This window comes from Dactylosporangium cerinum (genome assembly GCF_042653625.1).
Classification (GTDB): domain Bacteria; phylum Actinomycetota; class Actinomycetes; order Mycobacteriales; family Micromonosporaceae; genus Dactylosporangium; species Dactylosporangium cerinum.
Genome location: NZ_JBHSIU010000004.1, coordinates 72929 through 95688 on the forward strand (window position 1 = coordinate 72929; position 22760 = coordinate 95688).

23 protein-coding genes are annotated in these 22760 nt (G+C 72.0%); 11 read left to right on the forward strand and 12 right to left on the reverse strand.

Going from position 1 to position 22760, the window contains the following annotated elements:
- Positions 1 to 62: 62 nt before the first annotated feature.
- Both ACFPIJ_RS01235 and ACFPIJ_RS01240 read left to right on the forward strand, forming a co-directional pair.
- Positions 63 to 1235, forward strand: a complete 1173-nt coding sequence (locus tag ACFPIJ_RS01235) for an IS701 family transposase (protein WP_460495030.1) — start codon at positions 63 to 65, stop codon at positions 1233 to 1235.
- A 141-nt stretch (positions 1236 to 1376) separates the two neighbouring features.
- Entirely contained in the window at positions 1377 to 1838 is a 462-nt protein-coding gene (locus ACFPIJ_RS01240; protein ID WP_380112647.1) for a VOC family protein, read from the forward strand.
- A gap of 337 nt (positions 1839 to 2175) precedes the next feature.
- Here the strand turns inward: ACFPIJ_RS01240 and ACFPIJ_RS01245 are convergent, their stop codons facing one another.
- The 3 genes from ACFPIJ_RS01245 to ACFPIJ_RS01255 form a co-directional block, all read right to left on the reverse strand.
- Entirely contained in the window at positions 2176 to 2574 is a 399-nt protein-coding gene (locus ACFPIJ_RS01245; protein WP_380112648.1) for a hypothetical protein, read from the reverse strand.
- 113 nt (positions 2575 to 2687) lie between these two features.
- Entirely contained in the window at positions 2688 to 3833 is a 1146-nt protein-coding gene (locus tag ACFPIJ_RS01250; protein ID WP_380112649.1) for an S-adenosylmethionine:tRNA ribosyltransferase-isomerase, read from the reverse strand.
- Positions 3830 to 4480, reverse strand: coding sequence for an SDR family oxidoreductase (locus tag ACFPIJ_RS01255; RefSeq protein WP_380112650.1), 651 nt, complete (start codon positions 4478 to 4480; stop codon positions 3830 to 3832). Before ACFPIJ_RS01255 ends, ACFPIJ_RS01250 begins: the two co-directional genes overlap by 4 nt.
- Positions 4481 to 4604: 124 nt before the next feature.
- Here ACFPIJ_RS01255 and ACFPIJ_RS01260 point away from each other — a divergent pair, with 124 nt between their 5' ends.
- Entirely contained in the window at positions 4605 to 5819 is a 1215-nt protein-coding gene (locus ACFPIJ_RS01260) for a GAF domain-containing sensor histidine kinase (RefSeq protein ID WP_380112651.1), read from the forward strand.
- Positions 5809 to 6471 carry a response regulator gene (locus ACFPIJ_RS01265; RefSeq protein ID WP_380112652.1) on the forward strand — a complete coding sequence of 221 codons (663 nt, stop codon included), beginning with the start codon at positions 5809 to 5811 and terminating at the stop codon, positions 6469 to 6471. The genes ACFPIJ_RS01260 and ACFPIJ_RS01265 overlap by 11 nt, the downstream gene beginning before the upstream one ends.
- An 88-nt stretch (positions 6472 to 6559) precedes the next feature.
- On the opposite strand, the gene ACFPIJ_RS01270 is transcribed toward ACFPIJ_RS01265, so the two are convergent.
- Positions 6560 to 7972: an aspartate aminotransferase family protein gene (locus ACFPIJ_RS01270; protein WP_380112653.1), complete on the reverse strand. Its 1413-nt coding sequence runs from the start codon at positions 7970 to 7972 to the stop codon at positions 6560 to 6562.
- A gap of 98 nt (positions 7973 to 8070) precedes the next feature.
- Between ACFPIJ_RS01270 and ACFPIJ_RS01275 the strand changes: the two genes are divergently transcribed.
- Positions 8071 to 9054, forward strand: a complete 984-nt coding sequence (locus ACFPIJ_RS01275) for a LysR family transcriptional regulator (RefSeq protein WP_380112654.1) — start codon at positions 8071 to 8073, stop codon at positions 9052 to 9054.
- Positions 9055 to 9197: 143 nt separating this feature from the next.
- Here ACFPIJ_RS01275 and ACFPIJ_RS01280 read toward each other — a convergent pair whose 3' ends face one another.
- The 3 genes from ACFPIJ_RS01280 to ACFPIJ_RS01290 form a co-directional block, all read right to left on the reverse strand.
- Positions 9198 to 10037: a DUF1028 domain-containing protein gene (locus ACFPIJ_RS01280; protein WP_380112655.1), complete on the reverse strand. Its 840-nt coding sequence runs from the start codon at positions 10035 to 10037 to the stop codon at positions 9198 to 9200.
- A 215-nt stretch (positions 10038 to 10252) separates the two neighbouring features.
- The gene (locus ACFPIJ_RS01285; protein ID WP_203850991.1) at positions 10253 to 10807 is read right to left on the reverse strand and encodes a hypothetical protein; all 555 of its coding nucleotides are present in this window, start codon (positions 10805 to 10807) and stop codon (positions 10253 to 10255) included.
- Positions 10804 to 11802 (reverse strand): TetR/AcrR family transcriptional regulator, encoded by a 999-nt coding sequence (locus ACFPIJ_RS01290; protein ID WP_380112656.1) that lies wholly within the window; start codon positions 11800 to 11802, stop codon positions 10804 to 10806. Before ACFPIJ_RS01290 ends, ACFPIJ_RS01285 begins: the two co-directional genes overlap by 4 nt.
- Before the next feature lie 49 nt (positions 11803 to 11851).
- Here ACFPIJ_RS01290 and ACFPIJ_RS01295 point away from each other — a divergent pair, with 49 nt between their 5' ends.
- Genes ACFPIJ_RS01295 through ACFPIJ_RS01310 form a run of 4 tightly spaced genes read left to right on the forward strand, consistent with a single transcriptional unit; the run spans position 11852 to position 14733 of the window.
- A complete protein-coding gene (locus ACFPIJ_RS01295) occupies positions 11852 to 13537 on the forward strand; it encodes an MFS transporter (RefSeq protein ID WP_380112657.1) in 1686 nt (561 codons plus the stop codon).
- A gap of 58 nt (positions 13538 to 13595) precedes the next feature.
- Positions 13596 to 14090 carry a phage holin family protein gene (locus ACFPIJ_RS01300; RefSeq protein ID WP_380112658.1) on the forward strand — a complete coding sequence of 165 codons (495 nt, stop codon included), beginning with the start codon at positions 13596 to 13598 and terminating at the stop codon, positions 14088 to 14090.
- The gene (locus ACFPIJ_RS01305; RefSeq protein WP_380112659.1) at positions 14087 to 14476 is read left to right on the forward strand and encodes a DUF3618 domain-containing protein; all 390 of its coding nucleotides are present in this window, start codon (positions 14087 to 14089) and stop codon (positions 14474 to 14476) included. Before ACFPIJ_RS01300 ends, ACFPIJ_RS01305 begins: the two co-directional genes overlap by 4 nt.
- Positions 14473 to 14733 (forward strand): DUF4235 domain-containing protein, encoded by a 261-nt coding sequence (locus tag ACFPIJ_RS01310; RefSeq protein WP_380112660.1) that lies wholly within the window; start codon positions 14473 to 14475, stop codon positions 14731 to 14733. Before ACFPIJ_RS01305 ends, ACFPIJ_RS01310 begins: the two co-directional genes overlap by 4 nt.
- Before the next feature lie 588 nt (positions 14734 to 15321).
- On the opposite strand, the gene xylB is transcribed toward ACFPIJ_RS01310, so the two are convergent.
- From xylB to ACFPIJ_RS01325, 3 genes are all read right to left on the reverse strand, one after another.
- A complete protein-coding gene (gene xylB, locus ACFPIJ_RS01315; protein ID WP_380112661.1) occupies positions 15322 to 16770 on the reverse strand; it encodes a xylulokinase in 1449 nt (482 codons plus the stop codon).
- Positions 16767 to 17927 carry a xylose isomerase gene (gene xylA / locus ACFPIJ_RS01320; RefSeq protein ID WP_380112662.1) on the reverse strand — a complete coding sequence of 387 codons (1161 nt, stop codon included), beginning with the start codon at positions 17925 to 17927 and terminating at the stop codon, positions 16767 to 16769. Before xylA ends, xylB begins: the two co-directional genes overlap by 4 nt.
- A gap of 659 nt (positions 17928 to 18586) precedes the next feature.
- Positions 18587 to 19846: an ROK family transcriptional regulator gene (locus ACFPIJ_RS01325; RefSeq protein ID WP_380112663.1), complete on the reverse strand. Its 1260-nt coding sequence runs from the start codon at positions 19844 to 19846 to the stop codon at positions 18587 to 18589.
- A gap of 237 nt (positions 19847 to 20083) precedes the next feature.
- Here ACFPIJ_RS01325 and ACFPIJ_RS01330 point away from each other — a divergent pair, with 237 nt between their 5' ends.
- Both ACFPIJ_RS01330 and ACFPIJ_RS01335 read left to right on the forward strand, forming a co-directional pair.
- Positions 20084 to 20539: an RrF2 family transcriptional regulator gene (locus ACFPIJ_RS01330; protein ID WP_033359691.1), complete on the forward strand. Its 456-nt coding sequence runs from the start codon at positions 20084 to 20086 to the stop codon at positions 20537 to 20539.
- A gap of 168 nt (positions 20540 to 20707) precedes the next feature.
- Entirely contained in the window at positions 20708 to 20932 is a 225-nt protein-coding gene (locus tag ACFPIJ_RS01335; RefSeq protein WP_380112664.1) for a hypothetical protein, read from the forward strand.
- Between the two features lie 180 nt (positions 20933 to 21112).
- Here the strand turns inward: ACFPIJ_RS01335 and ACFPIJ_RS01340 are convergent, their stop codons facing one another.
- Positions 21113 to 21613 carry an NADPH-dependent FMN reductase gene (locus ACFPIJ_RS01340; RefSeq protein WP_380112665.1) on the reverse strand — a complete coding sequence of 167 codons (501 nt, stop codon included), beginning with the start codon at positions 21611 to 21613 and terminating at the stop codon, positions 21113 to 21115.
- 688 nt (positions 21614 to 22301) lie between these two features.
- A complete protein-coding gene (locus ACFPIJ_RS01345; protein WP_380112666.1) occupies positions 22302 to 22757 on the reverse strand; it encodes an RrF2 family transcriptional regulator in 456 nt (151 codons plus the stop codon).
- Between the last annotated feature and the right edge of the window lie 3 nt (positions 22758 to 22760).

Below are 22760 nucleotides of genomic sequence, written 5' to 3' on the forward strand. Positions count from 1 at the left end.
GCAGGACAGAACCTAGTTTTACAACGGTGGTTTGAGATCATAGACTCTCGTCTGTGTCCATTGTGGTCAGTGCGGATGTTGATGCGTGGGTGGCTGGGCTTGACGAGGTGTTCGGGCGGGTGGCGGGCCGGTTCGGGCGGGTGGAGCCGCGGCGTCAGGCGCGGGCGTATCTGACCGGGTTGCTGGCGCCGGTGGAGCGCAAGAACGGGTGGCAGTTGGCGGAGGCTGCCGGGGATGGCACACCGGACCGGATGCAGCGGTTGCTGAACAAGGCGTGCTGGGACCCGGACGGTGTCCGTGATGATTTGCGTGGCTATGTGGTGGAGCGGCTCGGTGATCCGGGTGGGGTGCTGATCGTTGACGAGACCGGTTTCGTCAAGCAGGGCAGGCGGTCCGCTGGTGTGCAACGGCAGTATTCGGGGACGGCCGGTCGGGTGGAGAACTGCCAGCTGGCGGTGTTCTGCGCGTATGCCACCACCGCGGGTCGAGCGCTGATCGACCGGGAGTTGTACCTGCCCAAGTCGTGGACCGACGACCCGGCACGGATGTACGACGCCCGCGTTCCGGCGGGGTATGAGTTCGCTACGAAGCAGGTCCTCGCCACCCGGATGCTGGCCCGGGCGTTGGATGCCGGCGTCCCGGCCGGATGGGTGACCGCGGACGAGGCGTACGGACACGACTCCAAGTTCCGCCGGTTCCTCGCCGATCGCGGCATCGGTTACGTGGTCGCGATTCCGCGCCGTCAGAGTGTGCACACCGGTGCCGGCACCGTCCGCGCCGACACCCTCGTCGCCGGAGCTCCACAGCAGGCGTGGAAGCGCCTCTCGGCCGGTACGGGGTCGAAAGGGCAGCGGCTGCACGACTGGGCGATGGCCGCGTTGCGCGGCCACGACGACCGGCACGACAAGTCCCGGTGGCTCCTCGCCCGTCGTTCCATCACCGATCCCGACGACCTGGCGTTCTACCTGTGCTCCGGTCCCGACGGCACCACCATCGACGCCCTCGTGCGCGTGGCCGGCGCCCGCTGGGCCATCGAGGAATGCTTCAAACACGCCAAAGGCGAAACCGGCCTGGACCACTACCAGGTCCGCCGCTACGACGCCTGGTACCGGCACATCACCCTGTCCATGCTCGCCTACGCCTACCTCGCCGTCACCGCCGCCACCGACCCAAAAGCAGCCACGACCTGGTCCGCCTCAGCCCAGCAGAGATCCGCCGTCTCCTGGTACACATAGCCACAACCGTTGCCCCGCAAGCCTTCCGGCTCGCCTGGTCCCACTATCGCCGCCGACGGCAGGCCCAAGCCCGCGACAGCCACTATCGACGACAACGCGCCATACATAACAAACCACCGTAGTAAAACTAGGAGGTCGACGATGATCCCCCAACCGCACGGTCCCGTGATCTCGCTGATGCTCGCCGTGCCTGATGCCACTGAGGCCGCCCGGTGGTACGCGCGGGCGATCGGGGCCACCGAACTGTGGAACCTCGGCGGGGTCGTCGGGTTGACCGTCGGTGGGGCTCCGTTCTTCCTCGGTGAGCCGGAGAACAACGGTTGGGACACGCCGGCCTCTGCCCGCACGAGGACGGTACGGGTCGAGGTGTTCGTCGACGACCCGGACGCCTTCATCGCACGCGCCGTGGCCGCGGGTGCTGACGGCAGCGTCGATGAGGTCCGCGACCATGAAGCACCGTGGGGCGTTCACCGTCAGGGTGGCTTCCTCGACCCGTTCGGCCACCTGTGGCTGGTGGGTGATCGGTCGCCACTGCACGCGCATCAGGCCCCTGCCCCGGCCGCCTTACCGGACACGACGAACGACATGCACAGTTCAGGCTGAACGACCCGCCGGGGCGAGCACCGAATCAGCTTCCGGCCGCTGCGTTGACCATGCGGCCTGATCGACATCGACCAGGCCGGCCCGCGCAAGGTCGACCAGGCGCCCACACAACGTCAACCAGGCGGCCCATGCGATGTCGGCCAAGAGGTTCACGACGTCCGCCGTCGCGCTGCCCGGCCGCGTTCGGGCCGCTCGCCCACATGATCATCGTCTTCGAAACAGGTTGGCTGACCTCGCCGTCCGGTTCGCCGAACCGGGCTGCACCCGAGTGCTGACACAGACCGCAAGCACCGACCGCGCGCCCTGCACGACCGCGCGACCCCGATCCAGGCCGGCGTCACCCGCCCGGACCGCCACCGACCTCGCCGGCGGGACCCTCGTACCTGGCCGCGCGTTCCCGGAGCAACTGCCCGAACAGTCCGCTCGGCTGGCCGCAGTCCGCGCACATGAAGTTGTCGTCGAGCCTCGGCCCGCCGCAGTGGTCGCAGGATCCTCGGTCCCTCGGATCCTGATACGCCAGCAGCGCCTCCACGAACGCACGCGCCACCCCCGGCGAGAGCCACACCGCGGCGCCACCGTCGACCCGCACCTCGACACCGTCAGCACCACCGTCGACGCCACCATCAACACCACCGATGGAGCCACTACCCGGGTCGAACACCCCGATCCTGCGGGCGAACGCCTCCAGTGCGGCGGTGACGTCACCGGCCGACGAGCCCGACCACCGCGTCGTCATCCCGCGACCCTAGCCCGCATGCACCGTCATTCCGGTGGCGGGTCCGGGGTTCCGGTGTCGCACCCACCCCCCGAACCTAACCCCACCCCCCGACACAAACCCCCGTCCATCACTCACCGCAACAACAGGTTCACATCTCCGAATTCGTGCCAGAGGTACCCGTCGCGGACCGCCTCGGCATAGCACCGGGCGAGCAACTCCCGGTCGACGACCGCAGCGAGCAGGTCCAGGTGGGACGCCTTCGGCTCGTGCAGACCGGTGAGCAGCCCGTCGATCGCCCGGACCCCGCGGTCCGGCGTCACGATCAGGTCGGTCCAGCCTTCACCGGCGACGACCCGGCCGTCGGCCCCGGCAACCGTCTCCAGTGCGCGGACCGCCGTCGTCCCGACCGCGACGACCCTGCCACCGGCCGCCCGGACATCGTTGACCAGCCGCGCGGTGCTTGACGGCACCCGGAACCACTCCGGGTACGGGCGCTCGTGCGCCTCGGCCGACGCCACCCCGGTGTGCAGCACCAGCGGCGCGATCTGCACGCCCGCCGACACCAGGCGGGTCATGACGCGGTCGGTGAACGGTCGCGCCGCGCTCGGCATCTCGGCACTGCCTGGCTGCGTCGCGAACACCGTCTGGTACGCCTCGAGCGGCCACCGCCGTCGCACGTACCGGTAGCGGATCGGCTGCCCGTACCGGTGCAGGAAGTCGAGAACAGGAGTGCCGGTGCGGACCGAGGCGTACCACAGCCTGCCCCGCGAGTACGGCTCCTCGAGCGTGACGGTGCCGCCGCCGGGCAGCTGCAGCGTCCCGGGCTGGCCGGGGTGGGGGGTGAGATCGGCGCCGCGTGTCTCGACGAGCCAGCGCCCGTCGGCGAGCCGGGTCGAGAAGTGGACCCGCAGCGACGTACCGACGACCGGCACGGACGCGGGCAGCGTGCCGGACGTGTTGACGACCAGCAGGTCGCCGGCGCGCAACAGGTCCGGCAGGTCGGTGAAGCGGTGGTGGGTGACGGTGGCTCCCTGCCCGACGAGCAGTCGCACACCGTCACGGGCGGTTCCTCGCGCCTCGGGCGGCTCGTGCGCCTCCAACTCCGGCGGCAACACGAAATCCAGCCGCCCAACACCGAGCCCCCCAGCACCAAGCCCCCCACCATCCAGCCGCCCACCATCCAGCGCCTCAGGCAGCGCCTCAGGCACCGACTCAGCTGACAGCGGGTCGGACGGTGACCGGCCGATGTGGTCCATCGCGAGGTCCAGCGCCGTCACAGCCGCACCCGCCCCGACGCCGGTCGTGCGGTGACCAGGTCGAGGAACGCCGGCGTCACCGTCTCCGGCAGCGGCCGGTCACTGATGTCCTCGCCGGGAAAAGCCTCGGCATGCATCTGGGTGCGCAGATCGCCCGGGTCGACCCACCACACCCGCAGGTCCGGCTCCTCGACCGCGAGCACGTGACTGGCCTGTTCGGCAGCCGCCTTCGCCGCGCCGTAGCCGCCCCAACCGGCGTACGCCTCGACCGCCGCGTCGGACGTGATGGTGACGACGGCCCCGTCGTGCTTGCGCAGCGCCGGCAACGCGAGCTGTGTCAACGCGAGCGGGGCGACGACGTTGACCTCGAACACGTCGCGGAGTGTCGCGAGTGGATAGTCGGCGAGCGGCGGCTGCGGGCTGGGCCCGAGGATGCCGGCGTTGTTGACGAGCAGGTCCAGCCGGCCGGTGGCGAGTGCCGCCTCGACGAGCGCGACCCGGTGGTCCGGGTCGGTGACGTCGCCCGGCACCGGGATCACGCCGGGCTCGGCCGGTGCGGCGGTCAGGGTCCGGCCGTCGACGACGACGGTCCAGCCGGCCGTCGCCAGGGCCGACGTGAGCGCCCGCCCAAGTCCACGGGAGGCGCCGGTGATGATGGCAGTTGGCATGGCTCCGACGCTATGCAGCGCCACCTGCGCCGCCATCGGGCCGCAGACGGGTGACCGCCCAGGTCTTTGGTCCTAGGTCCAGGAGCGGAAGTGCAAAAGGCCTCCGCGTCGGTACTGTCGGAGCATGGCCGCCTGTGACCGCGACGAACTGCGCGAGGTCAGCACGGCTGTCCTGGCCGTCACGGCGCACCTGTCGGTTCGCGAGGTCCTCCAGACGATCGTCGCGGCCGCCCGGCGGCTTCTGGACGCGGAGTACGCGGCGCTCGGCATCCCGGACGGCAACGGCTCCTTCCGTGAGTTCCTGGCCGACGGTCTCTCCGACGCGCAGTGGCGGGCGATCGGCCCGCTCCCCCGCCAGCACGGCCTGCTCGGCGCGATGCTCCGCGACCCCAATCCGGTCCGCTCGGCCGACATCCGCAGCCATCCCCGGTTCGAGGGCTGGCCGGCCGCCCATCCGGAGATGGTCGACTTCCTGGGCATGCCGATCATCGACGGCGACGAGATCCTCGGCGAGATCTTCCTCGCCAACAAACGCCGCCAACCGGCGTCACCGACGTCACCGGCCGCTGCTCCACGATCGACGCCTCCACGATCAACGCCGCCAGGATCGACAGTTCGCGGCGGGTTCGACGCCGCCGACGAGGAGCTGCTGCGCCTGCTCGCCGCCCACGCCGCCATCGCGATCGTCAACGCCCGCCTGTACGAACGCAGCCGCGAACTGTCCATCGTGGAGGAACGGCAGCGGATCGCGCGGGAGCTGCACGACGCGGTCACCCAGAAGCTCTTCAGTCTCCGGCTCACCGCCGAGGCGGCCGCCGCCCTGGTGACCCGCGACCCGCAACGGGCGGTGGCCGAGCTGGACACGGTGCGCCGGTTGGCCGCCGACGCGACCGCCGAGCTCAAGTCCATCGTGGTCGGCCTGCGCCCCGCGGACCTGGCCGGCGACGGCCTGGCCACGGCGTTGCAGCGGCAGGCTGAGCTGCTCGACCGCGTCCACGCCGCCCGTATCCGGTTCACCGGCGACCAGGTGCCGAAGCTGTCCGAGGAGCGTCAGGAGGCGGCGTACCGGGTCGCCCAGGAAGCCTTGCACAACGCCCTCCGGCACGGCGACCCCCGCCACGTGGACATCCACCTCCGGCACTCGGGTCGCGGCTTCACCCTGAGCATCACCGACGACGGCACCGGCTTCGACACCGCCCGCCCCCTCAAGACCGCCCAGCGCAGGTTGGGACTCGCGTCCATGCGGGAACGCGCCCGGAGCGTCGGTGGCCGGCTGACGGTGTCGTCGAAGCCGGGCGCCGGCACCACTGTCACCATGGAGGTCCCCGGTGGCTGCTGACCCACCCACTGCCCCACCCACCGACCCACCCGCCACCCCGATCAGGGTGCTCGTGGTCGACGACCATCCCGTGGTACGGCAAGGCCTGCGCACCTTCCTCGACCTGCAGGACGACATCGTGGTCGTCGGCGAGGCCCACGACAGCGCATCCTGCGTCGCGGCCGCGGACGCCACGTCCCCGGACGTGATCCTCCTGGACCTCAAGATGCCCGGCGGCGACGGCGTCGAGGCGCTGCACGCCCTCCACCGGCCGAGCGCCGCGAAGGTGCTCGTCATCACCAGCTTCACCGACCCGTCAGCGGTCCTTCCGGCGATACGGGCCGGCGCCGCCGGATACGTCTACAAGGACATCGACCCACCGGCCCTCGCCGCCGCGATCCGCGCCGTGCACGCCGGGCACGTGCTGCTGCATCCCGACGTCGCGCGATTGCTGGCCGACAGCGGCCCCCCGCCGGAGTCCGCGCACCTGACCGCGCGGGAGCGGGAGGTCCTCGCCGAGGTCGCCCGCGGCCGGTCGAACCGCGAGATCGCCCGCGGGCTCGGCCTGGCGGAGAAGACGGTGAAGACCCACGTGAGCGCGATCCTGATGAAGCTCGGCGTGCAGGACCGCACCCAGGCCGCTCTGTACGCCGTCCGCTCCGGCCTCGACTGACAGCAACCCTCCACGGACAGCAGGCTCCTCGACCGGCAGCAGCCCCCGACGGACAGCAGGCTCTCTTCGACCGGCAGCAGCCCTCGGATCAGCCCGGGCTGACGTCGCCGATCGCCTGGTCCAGCATCTCCAGCCCTCGTCCGATCTCCTCGTCCGTGCTGGTCAACGGCGGCGCGATCCGGAACGTCCCGCCCATCCCCGGCAGCTGCACCACGTTGACGTGCAGCCCGAGCTCCAGGCACCGCCGGGTCACCGCCGCCCCGATCCGGTCCGCGCCGGCCGATCCGGCACCGGCGTCCTGGTCCCGCAGCTCGATCCCCTGCAGCAGGCCCCTCCCCCGGACGTCCCCGACGACCGGATGGCGGCGCTGGATCTCCAGCAGCCCTTCCCGCAGGCGCCCGCCGAGCACCCCGGCCCGCACGTCGAGCTGGTCGCGTTCGAGCACGTCGAGCACGGTGTTGCCGACCGCGGCGACGAGCGGGTCGGAGACGTGCGTGGTGTAGAACAGGTAGCCGCGTTCGTGCGCCCGTTCCTCGATCTCGGCGCTGGTGACGACGGCCGCCAGTGGCAGCCCGGCGCCGAGCGTCTTGGACAGGGTGAGGATGTCGGGGACGACGCCGTCGCGTTGGAACGCGTACCAGGTCCCGGTCCGGCACAGCCCGGTCTGCGCCTCGTCGAGGATCAGCAGCATGCCCCGTTCGCGGCACTTGCGCAGCAGCGCGGCGAAGTAGCCGACCGGCGGCTCGATGACCCCGCCGGAGCTGAGGATCGGCTCGACCAGGCAGGCTGCGAGGCTGCCGACGGACTGCGCGTCGACGAGGTCGAAGGCAAGGTCGAGCTGCCGCCGCCAGTCATGGCTCCCGTCGGCGGTGGTGAAGTCCGGCCGGTACGCGTTCGGCGTCGGGATCGCGATGTTTCCTGGCACGTTCGGCCCGTACCCCTTCCGCCCGGCGCTGTACGTCGCCGCCGCGGCGGCCTGCGTCATCCCGTGCCACGACCCGGCGAACGACACGATCTCGTGCCCGCCGGTGACCAGTTTCGCCATCCGGACCGCGGCCTCGTTGGACTCCGCCCCGGTGGTCAGCAGCAACACCTTCGTCAGCGGCCCGCCACCATCAGGAGCACCGACAGGGCCACCAACAGCAGCAGCGCCGTGAGCACCGGCCTCAACGCCGGCCGCCGCCTTGTCGAGCGAGGCGGCGAGGCGGCGGCTCAGCTCGACGACCGGCCGGGACAGCATCCCGCTGAACAGGTGGTCGAGGGTTCCGACCTGCCGCCGCACGGTGTCGACGATCGCCGGGTGCGCGTGGCCGAGGATCGCGCTCATCTGCCCGGACGTGAAGTCCAGGATCCGTCGGCCGTCCTCGGTGTACACGTAGCTTCCCTCGGCCCGGTCGATGATCTCGGGCGTGAACGCCCCTCCGTACCGCACCACGTGCCGCCGAACGTCCCGCCAGAACTCGTTGTCAGCCGTGCCGTCAGCAGCGCGTTCGTCAGCCATGCGATCGACGGTAGGCGAGGCCGTTGTCAGGTTCCAGCGCATCATCCCGCACGTACTGTTCGGTACAACCGCACAGGACATCGCAGGGAGTGCACCACATGCTGGATCCATGGCGGCTTCGGCTGCTCACGCTGCTGGAGAGCCTGGGTACCGTCCGGGCCGTCGCCGAGTCGGCCCGGCTGAGCCCGTCCAACGTGTCCGAACAGCTGTCCGTCCTCGAACGTGAGGCCTCGGCCCAGCTGTTCGAACGTGCCGGCCGCCGGCTGCGGCTCACGCCCGCCGGCACGGCTCTGGTCCGGCACGCGCGGGTGATCCTCGACCAGATGGACGCCGCCCACGAGGAGCTCGCCGCGTACGACGCCACAGATGGCGGACTGGTCGGCGGGGTGCGTCTGGGTGCGTTCACCAGCGCGCTCAACACGTTCGTCCTGGACTCGGTGCGGGACCTGACCCGGGACCATCCGCGGCTGCGGGTCACCGTGTGGGAGCTGGACCCGGCCGACAGCGTGGCAGCCCTGCAGCGCGGCGAGTGCGACGTCGTGGTGACCGCCGAGCTCAGCACCGGCTCAACCGGCGGCGCAGCTGACCGCACAGCTGGCGGCACTGTGGACGGTTCGGCGCCGAACCCGCCCGACGTCGTCCACACCCCGCTCGCCACCGACGAGATCATGCTCGTCACAGCGCAGCCCCCGCCGGATGAGGAGCACCCGCAGGGCCGGACACCCGCCGACCTGACCCCCGCCGACCTGACGGACTTCGCCGCCCGCCCGTGGAGCGCGGAATTGCCCGGCACCTGGACGTTCGACCTGGTGACAACCGCCTGCCGGCGAGCCGGCTTCGAACCTGAGGTCGCCGGCTTCTTCGCGTCCTACGGTCCCTTGCTGGCCCACGTGGAAGCCGGTCTGTCGGTGACCCTGCTGCCCGAGCTGGCCGTCGACCGCCGGTACCGGGTGGCGGCGCGACCGATCGTCGATCCGATGCGCCGCCGCATCACCGCCGCCGTCCGCCGGAGCGCCGCGGAACGCGCCTCGATCGTGGCGGTCGTCGACGCCCTCCGCCGTTCCGTCCAGGACCGCGGCTGACCCAGACCGCAAACAGGTGCCCGACCGCACCGGACGTCCGACCGCGCTGCATTCCCGACCGGGGCAGACCCCGACCGCGGCCAATCCCCGACCGCGGCCGGATCACGACCGCACTGAATCACGACCGTGGCTGATTCACGGCGTCAGTTCGCGGCGATGTCCGGGGTGGCCGCGCGCAGCTGGGCCAGGACGAGCGGGTCGACCGCGCCCTCGACGAGGCGCTCCTCCAGGTTCTCCACGCCCGCCCACCCCGCCAGGTCGGCGAACCCGACGGACTCCAGCCGCCGCGCAACCTCGTCGGCGAGGACGCCGGTCAGCGGCAGGAGCGTCGCCGGGTCGGGCTTCTGGAAGTACAGCTCCCACAGCTCCACCAGCGCGCCGAGCCGGGTCACCGGGTCCGGGTCATCGTCGACGCGCAGGTCGACCTCGACGTCGCTGAGCCCGCCGTACCCGGCGGCGCGGCGCACCACGAACAACGCGGCACTCTGCCGCCCGCGGCTGTCCCCACCGGCCCGGTCCCCCGCGGCGAGGGCGGCGTGCAGGCGCCGCGCGAGGGACGTGCCACCCGGCGGCTCGGCGCCGGCGAGCCAGGCGGCCTCCATGTCGTGCACGACGTCGGCGCCGGTGAGGATGTTGCCCTGGATCGCGTACCCGTCGCCGGCGACGCCGCCGGCCCACGCGAAGCACTCGTCGCCCGTGAACGTGGCCCCGGCGCCCTCCCGCCCGACGACGCCGAGCTGCCGGGTCGCGCGTCCCGGGTCGGCGGCGGTGAGCCCGGCGACCGTGTCCGCGGCGGTCGTGCCGGTGCGCAGCATCGCCAGGCCCTGCACCCGGTACGCAAGGTTCGCATGCGACTGCGTCGCGATCGCCCCGACATCGGCCTCGGCCGCCGGCACGGCGGCCCCGACCGCGAGGAACTTGCTGGCCACGGCGACGCCGAGGGACAGCCCGTCAGCGGAACGCCCGACGATCGAGAACGTCATGGCGCCCACCGTAACGGAACCGCGAACGGCTCAAAACGGCAGCGCGCACAGCTCACGGCAATCCAGGGCAATTCATCGCAGCCCGGGCCGAGACAGCACAGCGCAGCCCAGAACAGCACAGCGCAGCCCAGAACAGCACAGGGCGGCACAACTCAGCGCAAGGCGGCTCCAGGCAGCTCAGTTCAGCACAGCGACTCGCGCGAAGGCGGGACAGTTCAGGACGGCAGCGCGCTCGGCGGCTGGGACAGGCAGACGAACGGCCCCCGCACCCCCGCGCTGAACCGCTCCGCCGCCCGCAGCGCCACCTCGACCCGCCGCTGCGGTGCCATCCTCGACCCCGCCGTCGCGAACAGCGCCCCGAGCGCGATCTCGTCGCCGACGCCGACCGCCGCGTACCCATCAGCCGCCTCGGCGACCTGGTAGTCGTCGTGGACGGTGAACAACCGACCCTTCACCCCGACGAGGAACGTGCCACCCTCCTCGCGTTCGCTGTCCCGGCGCGCCCAGCCGCCGGCCTTCAACGCCTCACGGACCGAGTCGATGAACCTGGTCGCCATGAACCGTTCGATGTCACCGACGGGCTTCGGGGGTTTCAGCGCGTACCGGATGAGCTGCCCCATCCGGAACGACGTCGTGAACCCGAAGAGGTAGCCGTTGTTGTGGAACACCTTGCTGTCGGCCCGCACGGTGAGGCTCCAGCCGGATGCCCCGGCGCTGTCCCCACCGATGTACACGGTGCCGGTGTGCACCAACCCCACGATCGCCGTCATACCCCGTCCCCGTCCGCAACAGACCCAGCAACCACCGACGCAGCCGCGCCAGACACAGCAGCCTCAGACACAGCAGCGCCAGACACGGCAGCATCAGACACAGCCACATCAGACACAGCAGTCGCATCAGACACAGCAGCACCGGACACAGCAGCACCGGACACAGCCGTGCCGGACACAGCCACCCCCGACTCAAGCACAACCGCTCCGGCGGCCCTACCGCCGGTGGCACCCGTCTCACCGACGTAACGTGCGAGCCCGTCCACCATCAGGTCGATCGCGAACGCGAACCGCTCGTCGCCGCTGCCCTCCGTCATCGCCGGCGCCATCGCCACCAGGTTCGGGAACCGGTCGGCGGGCAGCGCCCCGAAGTACTCGCGGACCTGCGCCAGGTAGGGCTCGGCGTCGGCCTCCGTCTGCCGTCCGCGGCTGGCGTGGATCGCGGACTCGACGGCGTCGGCCACGATCACCAGCGACATCTGGTCCATTCCCCACGCCGCGATCCGGTCGGGGATGCCGGCGCCGCGGAGCACCGCGAGCATCGCTTCGATGTACCGCAGCGAATTGGGTCCCACCGGAATGCTGGCCCTGGCGACCTTGACGAGGTCCCGGTGGGCGAGGAACACCGCGCGGCTCTCCCAGCAGCTGCGCTTGACCACCGTCGTCCAGTCCTGCGCCGGATCCAGGGAAACGACCGGCAGCGGGATCTCGCCGATGATCCGGTCGAGGAGCTGTTCGAGGAGTTCGTCCTTGTTCGCGAAGTACGCGTACAGCGACGCCGCCCCGGTTCCGAGCTCCTGCGCCACCCGCCGCATGCTCAGCGCGTCGAGTCCGTCCCGGTCGACGAGCCGCAGCGCGGTTTCGATCACGGCCTCGGCGCTCAGCGGCTGCCGGGCGACCGGCGCCTTCCGCCGGGTCCGCCACGGCGGCTCCGGCAGCCCTGCCTCGGACGCAGCGCTGACCTGGCTGGGCTCGGAAACAGCTCGGGCTGGCACCCGCCAATCCTACTTGACACGAACAGTGTTCGAAAGTAGAACAGTGTTCGTGACTAACGAACAGCGTTCGAACCACGCCACACCCATCACACACGACCACGTTGGCACCAGGCCCCCCGACCCGCACCGATGGCGGTGGGCCGTCCTCGCCGTGGTCCTCGCCGCCGAGGTCATGGACCTCCTCGACGCCACGATCATCGCCATCGCCGGCCCCTCGATCCGAGCCGACCTGATCGGGCCCGCCGACGCCGGCATCACTGGTTCAGGCGGCTCCGGTCCAGGAAGTGGCACCGCGTTCCTGCAGTGGCTCGCCGCCGGATACACCCTCGCCTTCGCCGTCGGCCTGGTCACCGGCGGCCGGCTCGGCGACATCTTCGGCCGCCGCCGGATGTTCCTCATCGGCGCCGCCGGGTTCACCCTCATGTCGCTGCTGTGCGCCGTCGCGCCCGGCCCGGTCTCGCTCGTCGTGTTCCGGATCCTGCAGGGTCTGGCCGGCGCGGTCCTCATCCCACAGGGCCTCGGCCTGATCAAGGCCGCGTTCCCGCCGGAGAAGCTCGGTGCCGCCTTCGGCGCGTTCGGCCCCGTAATGGGCCTGTCCGCCGTCTGCGGCCCGATCCTCGCCGGCGTCCTCGTCGACGCCGACCTCTTCGGCACCGGCTGGCGGATGATCTTCCTGATCAACCTGCCCGTCGGGGTCGCCGCCCTGATCGGCGCCTGGCTGGTGCTGCCCCGGCCCACACCCGGCAGCACTGCTCAGGGCAGCACTGCTCAGGCCGGCACTGACCGTCCCACGCTCGATCTCACCGGCACGGTCCTGCTCAGCGCGTCCCTGCTGCTGCTCGTCTTCCCGCTCGTCCAGGGCCGCGAGCTCGGCTGGCCCTGGTGGGCATGGACCATGATGGCCCTGTCCGTCCCCGCGTTCTGGTTGTTTCAGCGATACCAGCAGCGCCTGCACCGCACGGGCCGGAGCCCGCTCATCGAACCCAGCCTTCTCGCGAAGCAGCGGTTCACCGCAGGTCTGCTCGTCGGCCTGATCTTCTTCGCGGGACTGATGGGCCTGACCCTGATCCTGAGCGTCTACCTGCAGCTCGGCCTCGGTTTCTCCCCGCTGCGGGCCGGCCTCACCCAGTCGCCGTGGGCGTTCGGCACCGCCGTCGGCGCGGTCGCCGGGCACATGCTGAGCGCCAGGTTCGGCGGCCGGCTCCTCCTCGTCGGCGGCACCGCCGTGCTCGCCGCGGGCGTCGTCGCCCTGCTCGTCACCCTCACGGTCGCCGGCGGTCCCATCTCGTCCGGCGCCCCGTACGTCGCCCTGCTGGCGTCGCTGCTGGTGCTCGGCATCGGCATGGGCTGCTCGATGGCGCCGTACTTCGACATCGTCCTGGCCTCGGTCGACGAGCACGAGGTCGGCTCGGCGTCCGGCACGTTGACCGCCGCCCAGCAGGTCGGCGGCGCGATCGGTGTCGCCGCGCTCGGCACCGCGTTCTTCGCCTGGGCCGAGCCACGCCGGCTGGAGCGCGCCTTCGACGCGGGCCTGCGGCACGTGCTGTGGCTGGAACTCGGCCTGCTCGCCCTCGCCGCCACCCTGTCGTTCCTCCTGCCGAAACGCGCCCGCGACGAACCCGCCGCCCACGGAGCCGGCACAGGCACAGCCAGCTCAGACCCAGTCAGCACAGACCCAGCCGGCACGAACACAGCCGCGACGCCCGCTCCTGAGGTGTCCGCACCAGTGGCGTGACATGGGTTAACCCCGGCGTTCACGGGGAAACAGGTACCTGCGGGCGAGAGGAGAAGCCATGACGTACACCGTGAACGACCGGCCGGCCACCGCGCCGCGCATGCAGCCCCCTGCGGTTGCGGACACTGCGGTTGCGGGCACTGCCGCCTCGGCCAACGGCCACCGCTCCACCGCGGAGCTGGTCAAGCTGGCCGCAGAGCAGGTCTCGACCCTGGTGCGCGACGAGCTGAAGCTTGCCCAGGTCGAGCTGGCCCAGAAGGGCAAGCGGGCCGGGCTGGGCGTCGGCATGTTCGGCGGCGCCGGCGTCGTCGCGTTCTACGGCGTGGGTGCCCTGCTCGCCGCGGTCATCATCGCCCTCGCAGCGGTCATGCCGGCGTGGTTGTCGGCGCTGCTGGTCGGCGTGGTCCTGCTGGCGATCGCCGGGATCCTGGCACTGCTCGGCAAGTCACAGGTCAGCAAGGCCGTGCCGCCGGTGCCGCAGAACGCGGTCGCCAGCGTCAGGGCCGACATCGACACGATCACCCACTCCGTGAAGGACCGGGGGCACCGATGACGGCGACCGGCTCGAAGAACAGCCACAACGGCCACGCCGCCCCCACCGACCCTGAGGCACTCCGCCAGGAGATCGCGCGGACGCGGGCCGGGTTGGGCGAGACCGTCGAGGCCCTCGCGGCCAAGGCGGACGTGAAGGCCCGCGCGCAGGATGCCGTCTCCACCTCGGTGACGGCGGCGAAGCTGCGGATGCGGGAGGGCGTGGAGCAGGTCGCGGTGAACGCCGCGTACGCCGGCCGGGAGCTGCGGACCAACCCGCGCCAGGCGATGCAGCACACGCTGCAGCGGATGGTGCAGTCGGTCCGGGAGCGTCCGGCACCGTGGGTGGTGGCCTCGGGGCTGCTGATCCTCGCGGCGCTGGTCGGATACCGGAAGGGACCCGAGTGAACAAGATCCTGTACAAGCCGTTCAGCATCGCGTTCAGCGTGGCCGGTGGCGTCGCGGCCGGGATCGTGTTCAAGCAGATCTGGAAGCGGCTCTCCGGTGAGGAAGAGGCGCCGCAGGCGACGTCGCAGGAGTACGGCTGGGGCGAGGTCCTCGCCGCCGCCGCCCTCCAAGGCGCGATCTTCGCCGTCGTGAAGGCCGCGATCGACCGCGGCGGCGCGGCCAGCGTCCGCCGCGTCACCGGCGACTGGCTCGACTGAGCCGTCGCGCAGGCCCGCCGGTAGCGATCGTGAGAAGGGTCTCCCCCATGCGGGGCGGCCCTTCTTTCGTGTCCGCCGAGTGCCCGCCGGGTGCCCGCCGACCGGCGGACATGATGTCATCCGGCCTGCCCCGGCAACCCACGCACTCCCGTCCCGGAACCGTCCGGCGCAACACGACGGGCCCAGAGTCTGTTCTGCAAGCGTGATCCAGCGCCGGCACCGCACGAGGGAGCGGGACCGGCGCGCGGGAGTCCGGTGTCGGGCCGTCGGGCGGACGGCCCGGCACCGGAACCCCAGATACAGCGCTGACCCGTCAGAACACCGGCCGGGCAACACCGCGCCGAGCCACACCGGGCCGCCGGGTCGAGTCGCACCGGGTCGCACCGGGCCGCACCGGGCCGCACCGGGCCGGTCCGCCTCGAGCGCAGGCGGACGAGCCACCGGCCGGCCGACCGCATCGGCAAGCAGCAGTTCCACACCGGACCGGATCAGGGTCCGGGCCGGGACGCCCCAACAACATCCCGGCCCGGCCACCGCACCGGGCGCCTCACCAACGCCCGTGGGCAGTCCACCTCGAATCCCGATCCGCTACCGCAGCAGCGCCTGCGCCCGGTCGCGCACGTCGGCGTACACCTTGCGGGTCTCGCCGATCGACGGCGTCAAGGTCTGCGCCGCCGGGGCGGTCCCGGGCACCTGCCACGCCGGCGGTTCCGCGCCGCCGTCGAGCACCCATGCCGCCTGCCGGGCGGCGCCCAGCGCGACGTACTCGCCCGGGTCCGGCACGCTGACCGGCACCCCGAAGAGGGTCGGTGCGACCTCGCGTACCGCGGCGGAGGCGGCGGCACCACCGATGAGCAGGACCCGCTCCACCGGCACGCCCAGGCCCCGGACCGCGTCGATGCCGTCGGCGAGCCCGCACAGCATGCCCTCAACCGCCGCCCGGGCCAGGTTCGCCGGGGTGGCGTTGCCGCGGGTGATGCCGTTGAGCAGGCCGCGGGCGTCGGGCAGGTTCGGGGTGCGTTCCCCGTCGAGGTACGGCAGCAGCGTCAACCCGCCCGCCCCCGGCGCCGCCGACCGCGCCAGCTCGTCCAATGTGGACAGGTCGACGCCGAGCAGCGCGGCGACGGTCGACAGGACCCGCGCCGCGTTGAGGGTCGCGACGAGCGGCAGGTGCCGGCCGGTCGCGTCGGCGAACCCGGCGACGGTGCCGCTGGGATCCGTGACCGGCCGTTCCGACACGCCGAAGACGGTGCCCGAGGTGCCGAGCGACACCACGACGTCGCCGGCCCGCAGGCCCAGACCGAGGGCAGCGGCCATGTTGTCGCCGGTGCCCGGCGCAAGAAGGGCACCGGCGACGGTCTCACCCACCACCTCGGCCGGACCTGCGACCCGCGGCACCGCCAGGTCCCGCCCGAACGCCAACCGCAACAGCTGCGGCTGGTACGAGCCTGACGCCGGCGACCAGTACCCCGTCCCGGACGCGTCACCACGGTCGGTGGTCGGGCCGCCCGAGGATGCGCCGGCCGCATCGGCACGGTCGGCGCGCAGCAGGTGCGTGATCCAGTCGTGCGGCAGCATGACGCTCGCAGCGCGGGCGGCATTGTCCGGTTCGTGCTCGGCGACCCACCGCAGTTTCGTCACGGTGAAGCTGGCCACCGGCACAAGCCCGGTCGCGGCGGCCCAGGCCTCGGCGCCGCCGGGCAGTTCGGCGATGAGGTCGGTGGCGGCGCCGGCGGAGCGGGTGTCGTTCCACAGCAGCGCGTCGCGGACGACGTCGCCGGCCTCGTCGAGCAGCACCATGCCGTGCTGCTGCCCGCCGACACCGATGGCCGCGACACCGTCGAGGATCCCGCCGCCACCCCGGGTATCACCGGTCGCCTCACCGAACGCCCGCCACCAGTGGGCCGGGTCGACCGAGGTCGCGTCGGGGTGTCCGGCGCGACCTTCCCGCACGACCTCACCGGTGTCGGCGTCGCACACGAGCACCTTCGTCGACTGGGTCGACGTGTCGACACCCGCGACGAGGCGCCTGGTCACGAACGGACGCCCAGCAGGTGCTCCATCGCCAGCTGGTCGAGGTACTCGAACGCGCCACCGCGGGCGGCGAGCTTCTCGACGTCGAACTCCTCGGCGCGCAGCGAGTCGATCGTCTCGCCCTCGGCGAGGGTCGGCTCGTACAGCTCGTTGACCCGCGCCGCCTCGAGCGCCGCGGCGACCTCCGGGTCCGCACGGAACGACGCGACCCGCTCCTTGAGGATCAGGTAGTTGCGCATGCACGCCCGCGCGGTCTCCCACACGCCGTCGTAGTCCTCGGTCCGCGGCGGCTTGTAGTCGAAGTGGCGGTAGCCGGTGTACCCGCCGGTCTCGAGCACGTCGACGGTCCAGAACGCGCCGCGCAGGTTACCGGCGCCGAAGCGCAGGTCCTGGTCGAAGCGCGGCCCGTGCTGACCGTTGAGGTCGATGTGGAACAGCTTGCCGTGCCAGAGCGCCTGGGCGATGCCGTGGGCGAAGTTCAGCCCGGCCATCTCCTCGTGCCCGACCTCGGGGTTGAGGCCGACCCGGTCGGGCTCGTCGAGGGTCGAGATGAGGGCGAGGGCGTGGCCGATCGTCGGCAGCAGGATGTCGCCGCGGGGCTCGTTCGGCTTCGGCTCGAGCGCGAAGCGGATGTCGTAGCCCTGGTCGCGCACGTACGCGCAGAGGAGGTTGAGCCCTTCGCGGTACCGGTCGAGCGCGGCCGCCACGTCCTTGGCCCCGCCGGACTCGGCGCCCTCACGGCCGCCCCACAGCACGTAGGTCTCGGCGCCGAGCTCGGCGGCCAGGTCGATGTTGCGCAGCACCTTCTTGATCGCGAAGCGGCGGACCGCCCGGTCGTTGGAGGTGAACCCGCCGTCCTTGAAGATCGGGTGGCTGAAGAGGTTGGTGGTGACCATCTCGACGCGCACGCCGGTCGCCTTGAGCGCGTCCTTGAAGCGGGAGATCAGGTGGTCGCGGGTCGCGTCGTCGCTGCCGAACGGGAACAGGTCGTCGTCGTGGAACGTGACGGCGGCCGCGCCGAGGTCGGACAGGCGGTGGACGGCCTCGACGGAGTCGAGCGGGGCGCGGGTCGGGCCACCGAAGACGTCCTGGGCCTGCCAGCCGACGGTCCACAGCCCGAACGAGAACTTGTCGGCGCGGCTGGGCTGGTAATCGTTCATGAAGTTACCTCTTAGCGGGGTGTTCGTTGGCGGACGGTTAGCACCCTACGCCGCCAGGCGGGGTTAGTTCAATATCAGAACTAACCAGGTTGTACCTACCTACGTATCCTGAAATATCCGGCCTGATCAGGACGTAGCGTTGCGAGAATCTCCAGCCCAAGCCCACCCGACGCGGAGAACGACCGGCAGAACAACCGGCAGGAACCGCGGTCCGGCCGGCGGCGGATCGTGTCGCCCGACCACAGACAAGTCGCAGCGCCCACCACGAACCGCGCACGATCCGCCCACGAACCGCGCGTCGGACCTGCGGGCCCGGCATCCAACCGCACGGCGCGACGCCCAACCGCAGGTGCGACGCGGCTCAACCAGCCACAGCTCAGCCAGGCACGACACAGCCACAGCCCAGGCCCAGGCCCGCACGGCACGGCACGGCGCGGAACCGTCAGACGCGGCACCGTCAGGCACGGCACGGCACGGCACGGCCACAGCCCAGGCCCGCACGGCACGGCGCGGAACCGTCAGACGCGGCACGGCACGGCACAGCCACAGCCCAGGCCCGCGCGGCGCGGCACCGTCAGGCACGCGGCACCGTCAGGCACGCGGCACCGTCAGGCACGCGGCACCGTCAGGCACGCGGCACCGTCAGGCACGCGGCACCGTCAGGCGCGGAAGACGACCCGGTAGTACGTCTCGGAGTGCTGCAACGCCAGCAGCACCGCCCCGCGCACCTCCGCGTCCGGACCGAGCACCGACGCGCGGATCTCGACGCCGCGCAGTGCCGGCGCCAGGGCGTGCCGCGCCACCGCGGCCCGCAGCGGGTCCAGCAGCAGGTCCCCGATCGGCGCCAACCCGCCGCCGACCACGACGACCGCCGGGTTGTACGCGTTGATCAGCCACGACGCGGCCAGTCCCAGATGCGCACCGACCTCGGCGATCGCGGACGCGGCGAGGGCGTCCCCGGCCCGGGCCGCCGCGGTGACGTCCCGCGCGTCGAACGTCTCGAGCGCCGCCAGGCTCGAAGTCTCCCCCGCGGCGAGGGCGCGGCGCACCGCCCGCACGATCGCCGGCCCGGACGCGACCGTCTCCAGGCAGCCGACCTTGCCGCAGTTGCACGGCTCCTCGTTGCCGGGGACGGCGTTGTGCCCGATCTCGCCCGCCGTCCCGCCGACACCGTGGAACACCCGGCCGTCGGACAGGACGCCGGCGGAGAGGCCGGTGCCCGCGTACAGCAGCGCCAGATCCCCGACCCGGCCACCGGCGCCCTCCAGGTTCTCGGCGACGGCAGCGGCCTGCCCGGCGTTGTGCACGTAGACGGGGGCGCCGAGCTCGGCGGCGAGGATGTCGCGGACCGGCACGTCCCGCCAGCCGAGGTTCGGCGCGAGCAGGCACACGCCGGTGTGGAAGTCCGTGAGGCCGGGCAGCACGGCACCGACCGCGGCGAGCCGGGCGGTCGGCAGGGCCGTGCTCTGGATTGCGGCGCGCGCCTCGGCCGCCACCATCCGCAGCGCGTCGACCGGCGACACCCCCGTGAGCCCCACCGGAGCTGCGCCACCCGCTGAAGACGTGCCCCCCGAAGGGCCCGTCCCGGCGGCGAGCGCGGTCGGCGTCGGGAACTCGCGGCGGGCGATCTCCTCCCCCGCGGCGTCGCCGATCGCGACCGTGGTGCGCCGGGCGCCGATGTGCGCACCGACCACCAGCTGGGAGCGGGCGTTGAACTCGAGCAGGATCGGCGGCCGCCCGCCACTGACCGCGGTCGAACCCGGACCGAGTTCGCGGACCAGACCGTCGGCGATCAACTCGTCCACGATCGCGGAGACCGTCGGCTTGGCCAGGGTCGTGGACCGGGCGATACTCGCGCGGGAGACCGGGCCGCCCTCCTTCACCAACGCCAGCACCAGCGAACGGTTGACCTCGCGCATCACGTTGTGATCGGCGCCCCGGCGAGGTTCGGGCGAGCGGGGTTCGGGTGACCGCTCACCCAGGCGTTCGTCTGGTCGCATAATCCGACAACGCTACCCCGGCGATCACCCGTGAGCGCGCACCCTACATTGGTATCGGACATTCCCCATCGGCTAGCTCCAAAAGCTAGCCCCTTGGCGGGCCCCACGGCCCGTCATGGGTACGGCGACGCTCTCTGCGGGAAGGCAGTCTTTGCCATGCACATCTCGGCACGCGGCGACTACGCGGTGCGCGCCTCGCTCGGTCTGGCGGCCGCATACCCCGCGGTCGTGTCGGCCGCCGGCCTCGCCGACGAACAGGAGATGCCGCGCAAGTTCCTGGAGGCGGTCCTCGGCGACCTGCGGCGGGCCGGCCTCGTCCGGGGCCAGCGCGGCGTAGACGGCGGCTACGTCCTGACCCGCCAGCCCTCGGAAATCATGGTCGGCGACGTGCTCCGTGCCGTCGACGGCCCTCTCGCCGAGGTCCGCGGTGTGCGCCCGGAGGAGGCGATGTACTCCGGCACCGCCGAACACCTCCAGCAGCTGTGGGTGGCGGTGCGGGCCGCGGTGCGCAACGTCCTCGACGAGGTCAGCCTCGCCGACGTCGTCCGCGGCCGGATGCCGGCCCACGTCCGGCGGCTCACCACGCCACCCCAGGCGTGGCAACCTCGCTGACGCAGGCACGGACAGCAGGCACTGACGCGGACCCCGACCGCAGGCACCGACCGCAGGCGCTGGCTGCCAGTGCCAGCAGTCGTCGGAGCGTCGGCACCGCAGGTCGGGAGCCGTGCCGAAAGTCCCGAACCGGGGGTGAGCCGCCTGTTCCGGACCTACGCTCAGGTCATGTCTAAGGCGCACGACCCGTACCTGCAGGCGGCCGAGGGCTTCCTGCACGCCATCCGCGACGAGCTGGACATGGCTGACGACCTGCAGATGGATCGCACGCTGCAGGTCACGCAGACCTATGCGCTGGTGAGCATCGCCCGGTCGCTGAACGTCCTCAGCGACCAGGCCGACAGCGCCGACGACTCGCCCCTCGCCATGGCGGGCAACCTCACCGGCCGCTGACGACGGAGCCGTCGCCCACGCCACCCGCCGGGTGGCGCCCGGCCAGGCCGGAGCTCGCCCGTCGGACCCGGCCAGGCGGACCTTCACCAGGCGGAGTTCAGACAGCGGAGTTCAGACAGCGGAGTTCAGACGGCGGCGTAGAGACCGCGGAGTTCGGGTGCGGAGTTCAGGCGGCGGAGTTCAGGCGTTGGCCTCGGCGGAGAAGGCGTCGCCGACCTGGGCGACGTACTCGGCGGCAGCGGTCCCCGCGTTCGCGAGCTCCGACTCGACGACGGCCAGGCCCGGGGTCACCGGCACCGCGCCGAGCTCGCCGAGCAGTTCGCGCAGGTGCCGTTCGGTCGCGTCGGCCTGCGGGCGGACCCCGGCGGTCACCACGGTCACCGCCGCCACGTCCTTGAGCCCCTCGGCCGGCAGCTGGTCCAGCAGGACCTTCAGGACGCCCGTGTACGTGCCCTTGTACGTCGGCGTCGCCACCACCAGCACACTCGCCCGCCGGAGCCGGCCGAGCGCGTCGGCGACCGCGCCGTCGCCGGTCTGCAACAGTCGCGTACCGAGCGCGGCCACGTCGATGGTGTGCGGCACCGGCTGGCCGAGCCGGTCGGCAAGCGCGGCGCCGACCTCCTCCGCCAGGTGCAGGGTGCGGGAGTGCGGACGCGGGTTGCCCGAGAGCACGACGATCATGCCCAGATCCTATCTCCTATTGACCCGGTCGGAAATAGTGTCAACGTGACCTCGGAGACTGTGGTCCCGGTCAGCGGGTCCCGGGGGTACGCGACAGCGCACCGCAATCCTCGCGCGCGGCTGCGCACCGCAATCCTCGCGCGCGGCTACGCACCGCAATCCTCGCGCGCGGCTACGCACCGCAATCCTCGCGCGCGGCTACGCACCGCAATCCTCGCGCGCGGCTACGCACCGCAATCCTCGCGCGCGACAGCGCATCGCGACCGCCAGGTCGCGTCGTGGCCGGGGCGGACGGGCCGCGGCTGCGGGCCGGCCGGCAGGCCGCGGGGCTTGTCGCGACCGGCAGGTCGCGGCTGCGCAACTGTCCGCGGAGGTGGCAGGGAAGGCCGCCAAGGCCTGACCGGTGGCTGACGGGAGCGACGGTCGTGCCCACGACGGACCGGAGCAGGCAGCACGTCGAACGAATCGACCTGTCATCACCCACCGAACGGAAACGCCACAGGCCGGACCGGAGGCACCTCGGGTTCGACGCGAAACCATCACGGCCGAAACGAAAGCGCCGCGGGGCTGAGCGAAGGCGCCGCGAACGCACAGCAGCGCCACCAACCCACACAACAGCGCGAAACCCGCACGGCAGCGCGCGAAACCCGCACAGCAGCGCCACAGGCCGAAGCGGAACCGCCCGCGGTCAGACCCAGGCGCGTGGGTCGGCGACCAGGTCGCGCACGCGCTCGGGCAGCTCGCCGGTGACGACGTCCTCGATGGTGACCGTCTCCAGGATCAGCCGCTCGTTGGCGCGCAGGGCGATCCACACGTCCTGCAGCGCGGACGCGGCGCCGTGGTAGCCGAGGTCCTCGGGGCGCTGGCCACGGACGTTGGCGAGGGGACCGTCGATCACGCGGATGATCTCGGCCAGGCTGATGTCGGCGGCGGGCCGGGCCAGCCGGTAGCCGCCCTCGGGGCCGCGCTGGGCGACGACGACGCCGCCGCGGCGCAGCTGGAGCAGGATGCTCTCGAGGAACTTCGGTGGGATCTGCTGGGCGGACGCCAGGCGGTCGGCGGTCACCAGCTTGCCGTCACCGGCCGATGCTGCCAGCTCCGCCACCGCGCGGAGGGCGTAATCGACCCGGGCTGAAAGGCGCATGAC

Bases quoted from the DNA above. Each gene is read 5' to 3' on its own strand.
- ACFPIJ_RS01240 (WP_380112647.1), top strand. From the start codon at position 1,377: ATGATCCCCCAACCGCACGGTCCCGTGATCTCGCTGATGCTCGCCGTG.
- ACFPIJ_RS01245 (WP_380112648.1), bottom strand. From the start codon at position 2,574: ATGACGACGCGGTGGTCGGGCTCGTCGGCCGGTGACGTCACCGCCGCA.
- ACFPIJ_RS01255 (WP_380112650.1), bottom strand. From the start codon at position 4,480: ATGCCAACTGCCATCATCACCGGCGCCTCCCGTGGACTTGGGCGGGCG.
- ACFPIJ_RS01260 (WP_380112651.1), top strand. From the start codon at position 4,605: ATGGCCGCCTGTGACCGCGACGAACTGCGCGAGGTCAGCACGGCTGTC.
- ACFPIJ_RS01270 (WP_380112653.1), bottom strand. From the start codon at position 7,972: ATGGCTGACGAACGCGCTGCTGACGGCACGGCTGACAACGAGTTCTGG.
- ACFPIJ_RS01275 (WP_380112654.1), top strand. From the start codon at position 8,071: ATGCTGGATCCATGGCGGCTTCGGCTGCTCACGCTGCTGGAGAGCCTG.
- ACFPIJ_RS01280 (WP_380112655.1), bottom strand. From the start codon at position 10,037: ATGACGTTCTCGATCGTCGGGCGTTCCGCTGACGGGCTGTCCCTCGGC.
- ACFPIJ_RS01285 (WP_203850991.1), bottom strand. From the start codon at position 10,807: ATGACGGCGATCGTGGGGTTGGTGCACACCGGCACCGTGTACATCGGT.
- ACFPIJ_RS01300 (WP_380112658.1), top strand. From the start codon at position 13,596: ATGACGTACACCGTGAACGACCGGCCGGCCACCGCGCCGCGCATGCAG.
- ACFPIJ_RS01305 (WP_380112659.1), top strand. From the start codon at position 14,087: ATGACGGCGACCGGCTCGAAGAACAGCCACAACGGCCACGCCGCCCCC.
- xylA (WP_380112662.1), bottom strand. From the start codon at position 17,927: ATGAACGATTACCAGCCCAGCCGCGCCGACAAGTTCTCGTTCGGGCTG.
- ACFPIJ_RS01325 (WP_380112663.1), bottom strand. From the start codon at position 19,846: ATGCGCGAGGTCAACCGTTCGCTGGTGCTGGCGTTGGTGAAGGAGGGC.
- ACFPIJ_RS01330 (WP_033359691.1), top strand. From the start codon at position 20,084: ATGCACATCTCGGCACGCGGCGACTACGCGGTGCGCGCCTCGCTCGGT.
- ACFPIJ_RS01335 (WP_380112664.1), top strand. From the start codon at position 20,708: ATGTCTAAGGCGCACGACCCGTACCTGCAGGCGGCCGAGGGCTTCCTG.
- ACFPIJ_RS01340 (WP_380112665.1), bottom strand. From the start codon at position 21,613: ATGATCGTCGTGCTCTCGGGCAACCCGCGTCCGCACTCCCGCACCCTG.
- ACFPIJ_RS01345 (WP_380112666.1), bottom strand. From the start codon at position 22,757: ATGCGCCTTTCAGCCCGGGTCGATTACGCCCTCCGCGCGGTGGCGGAG.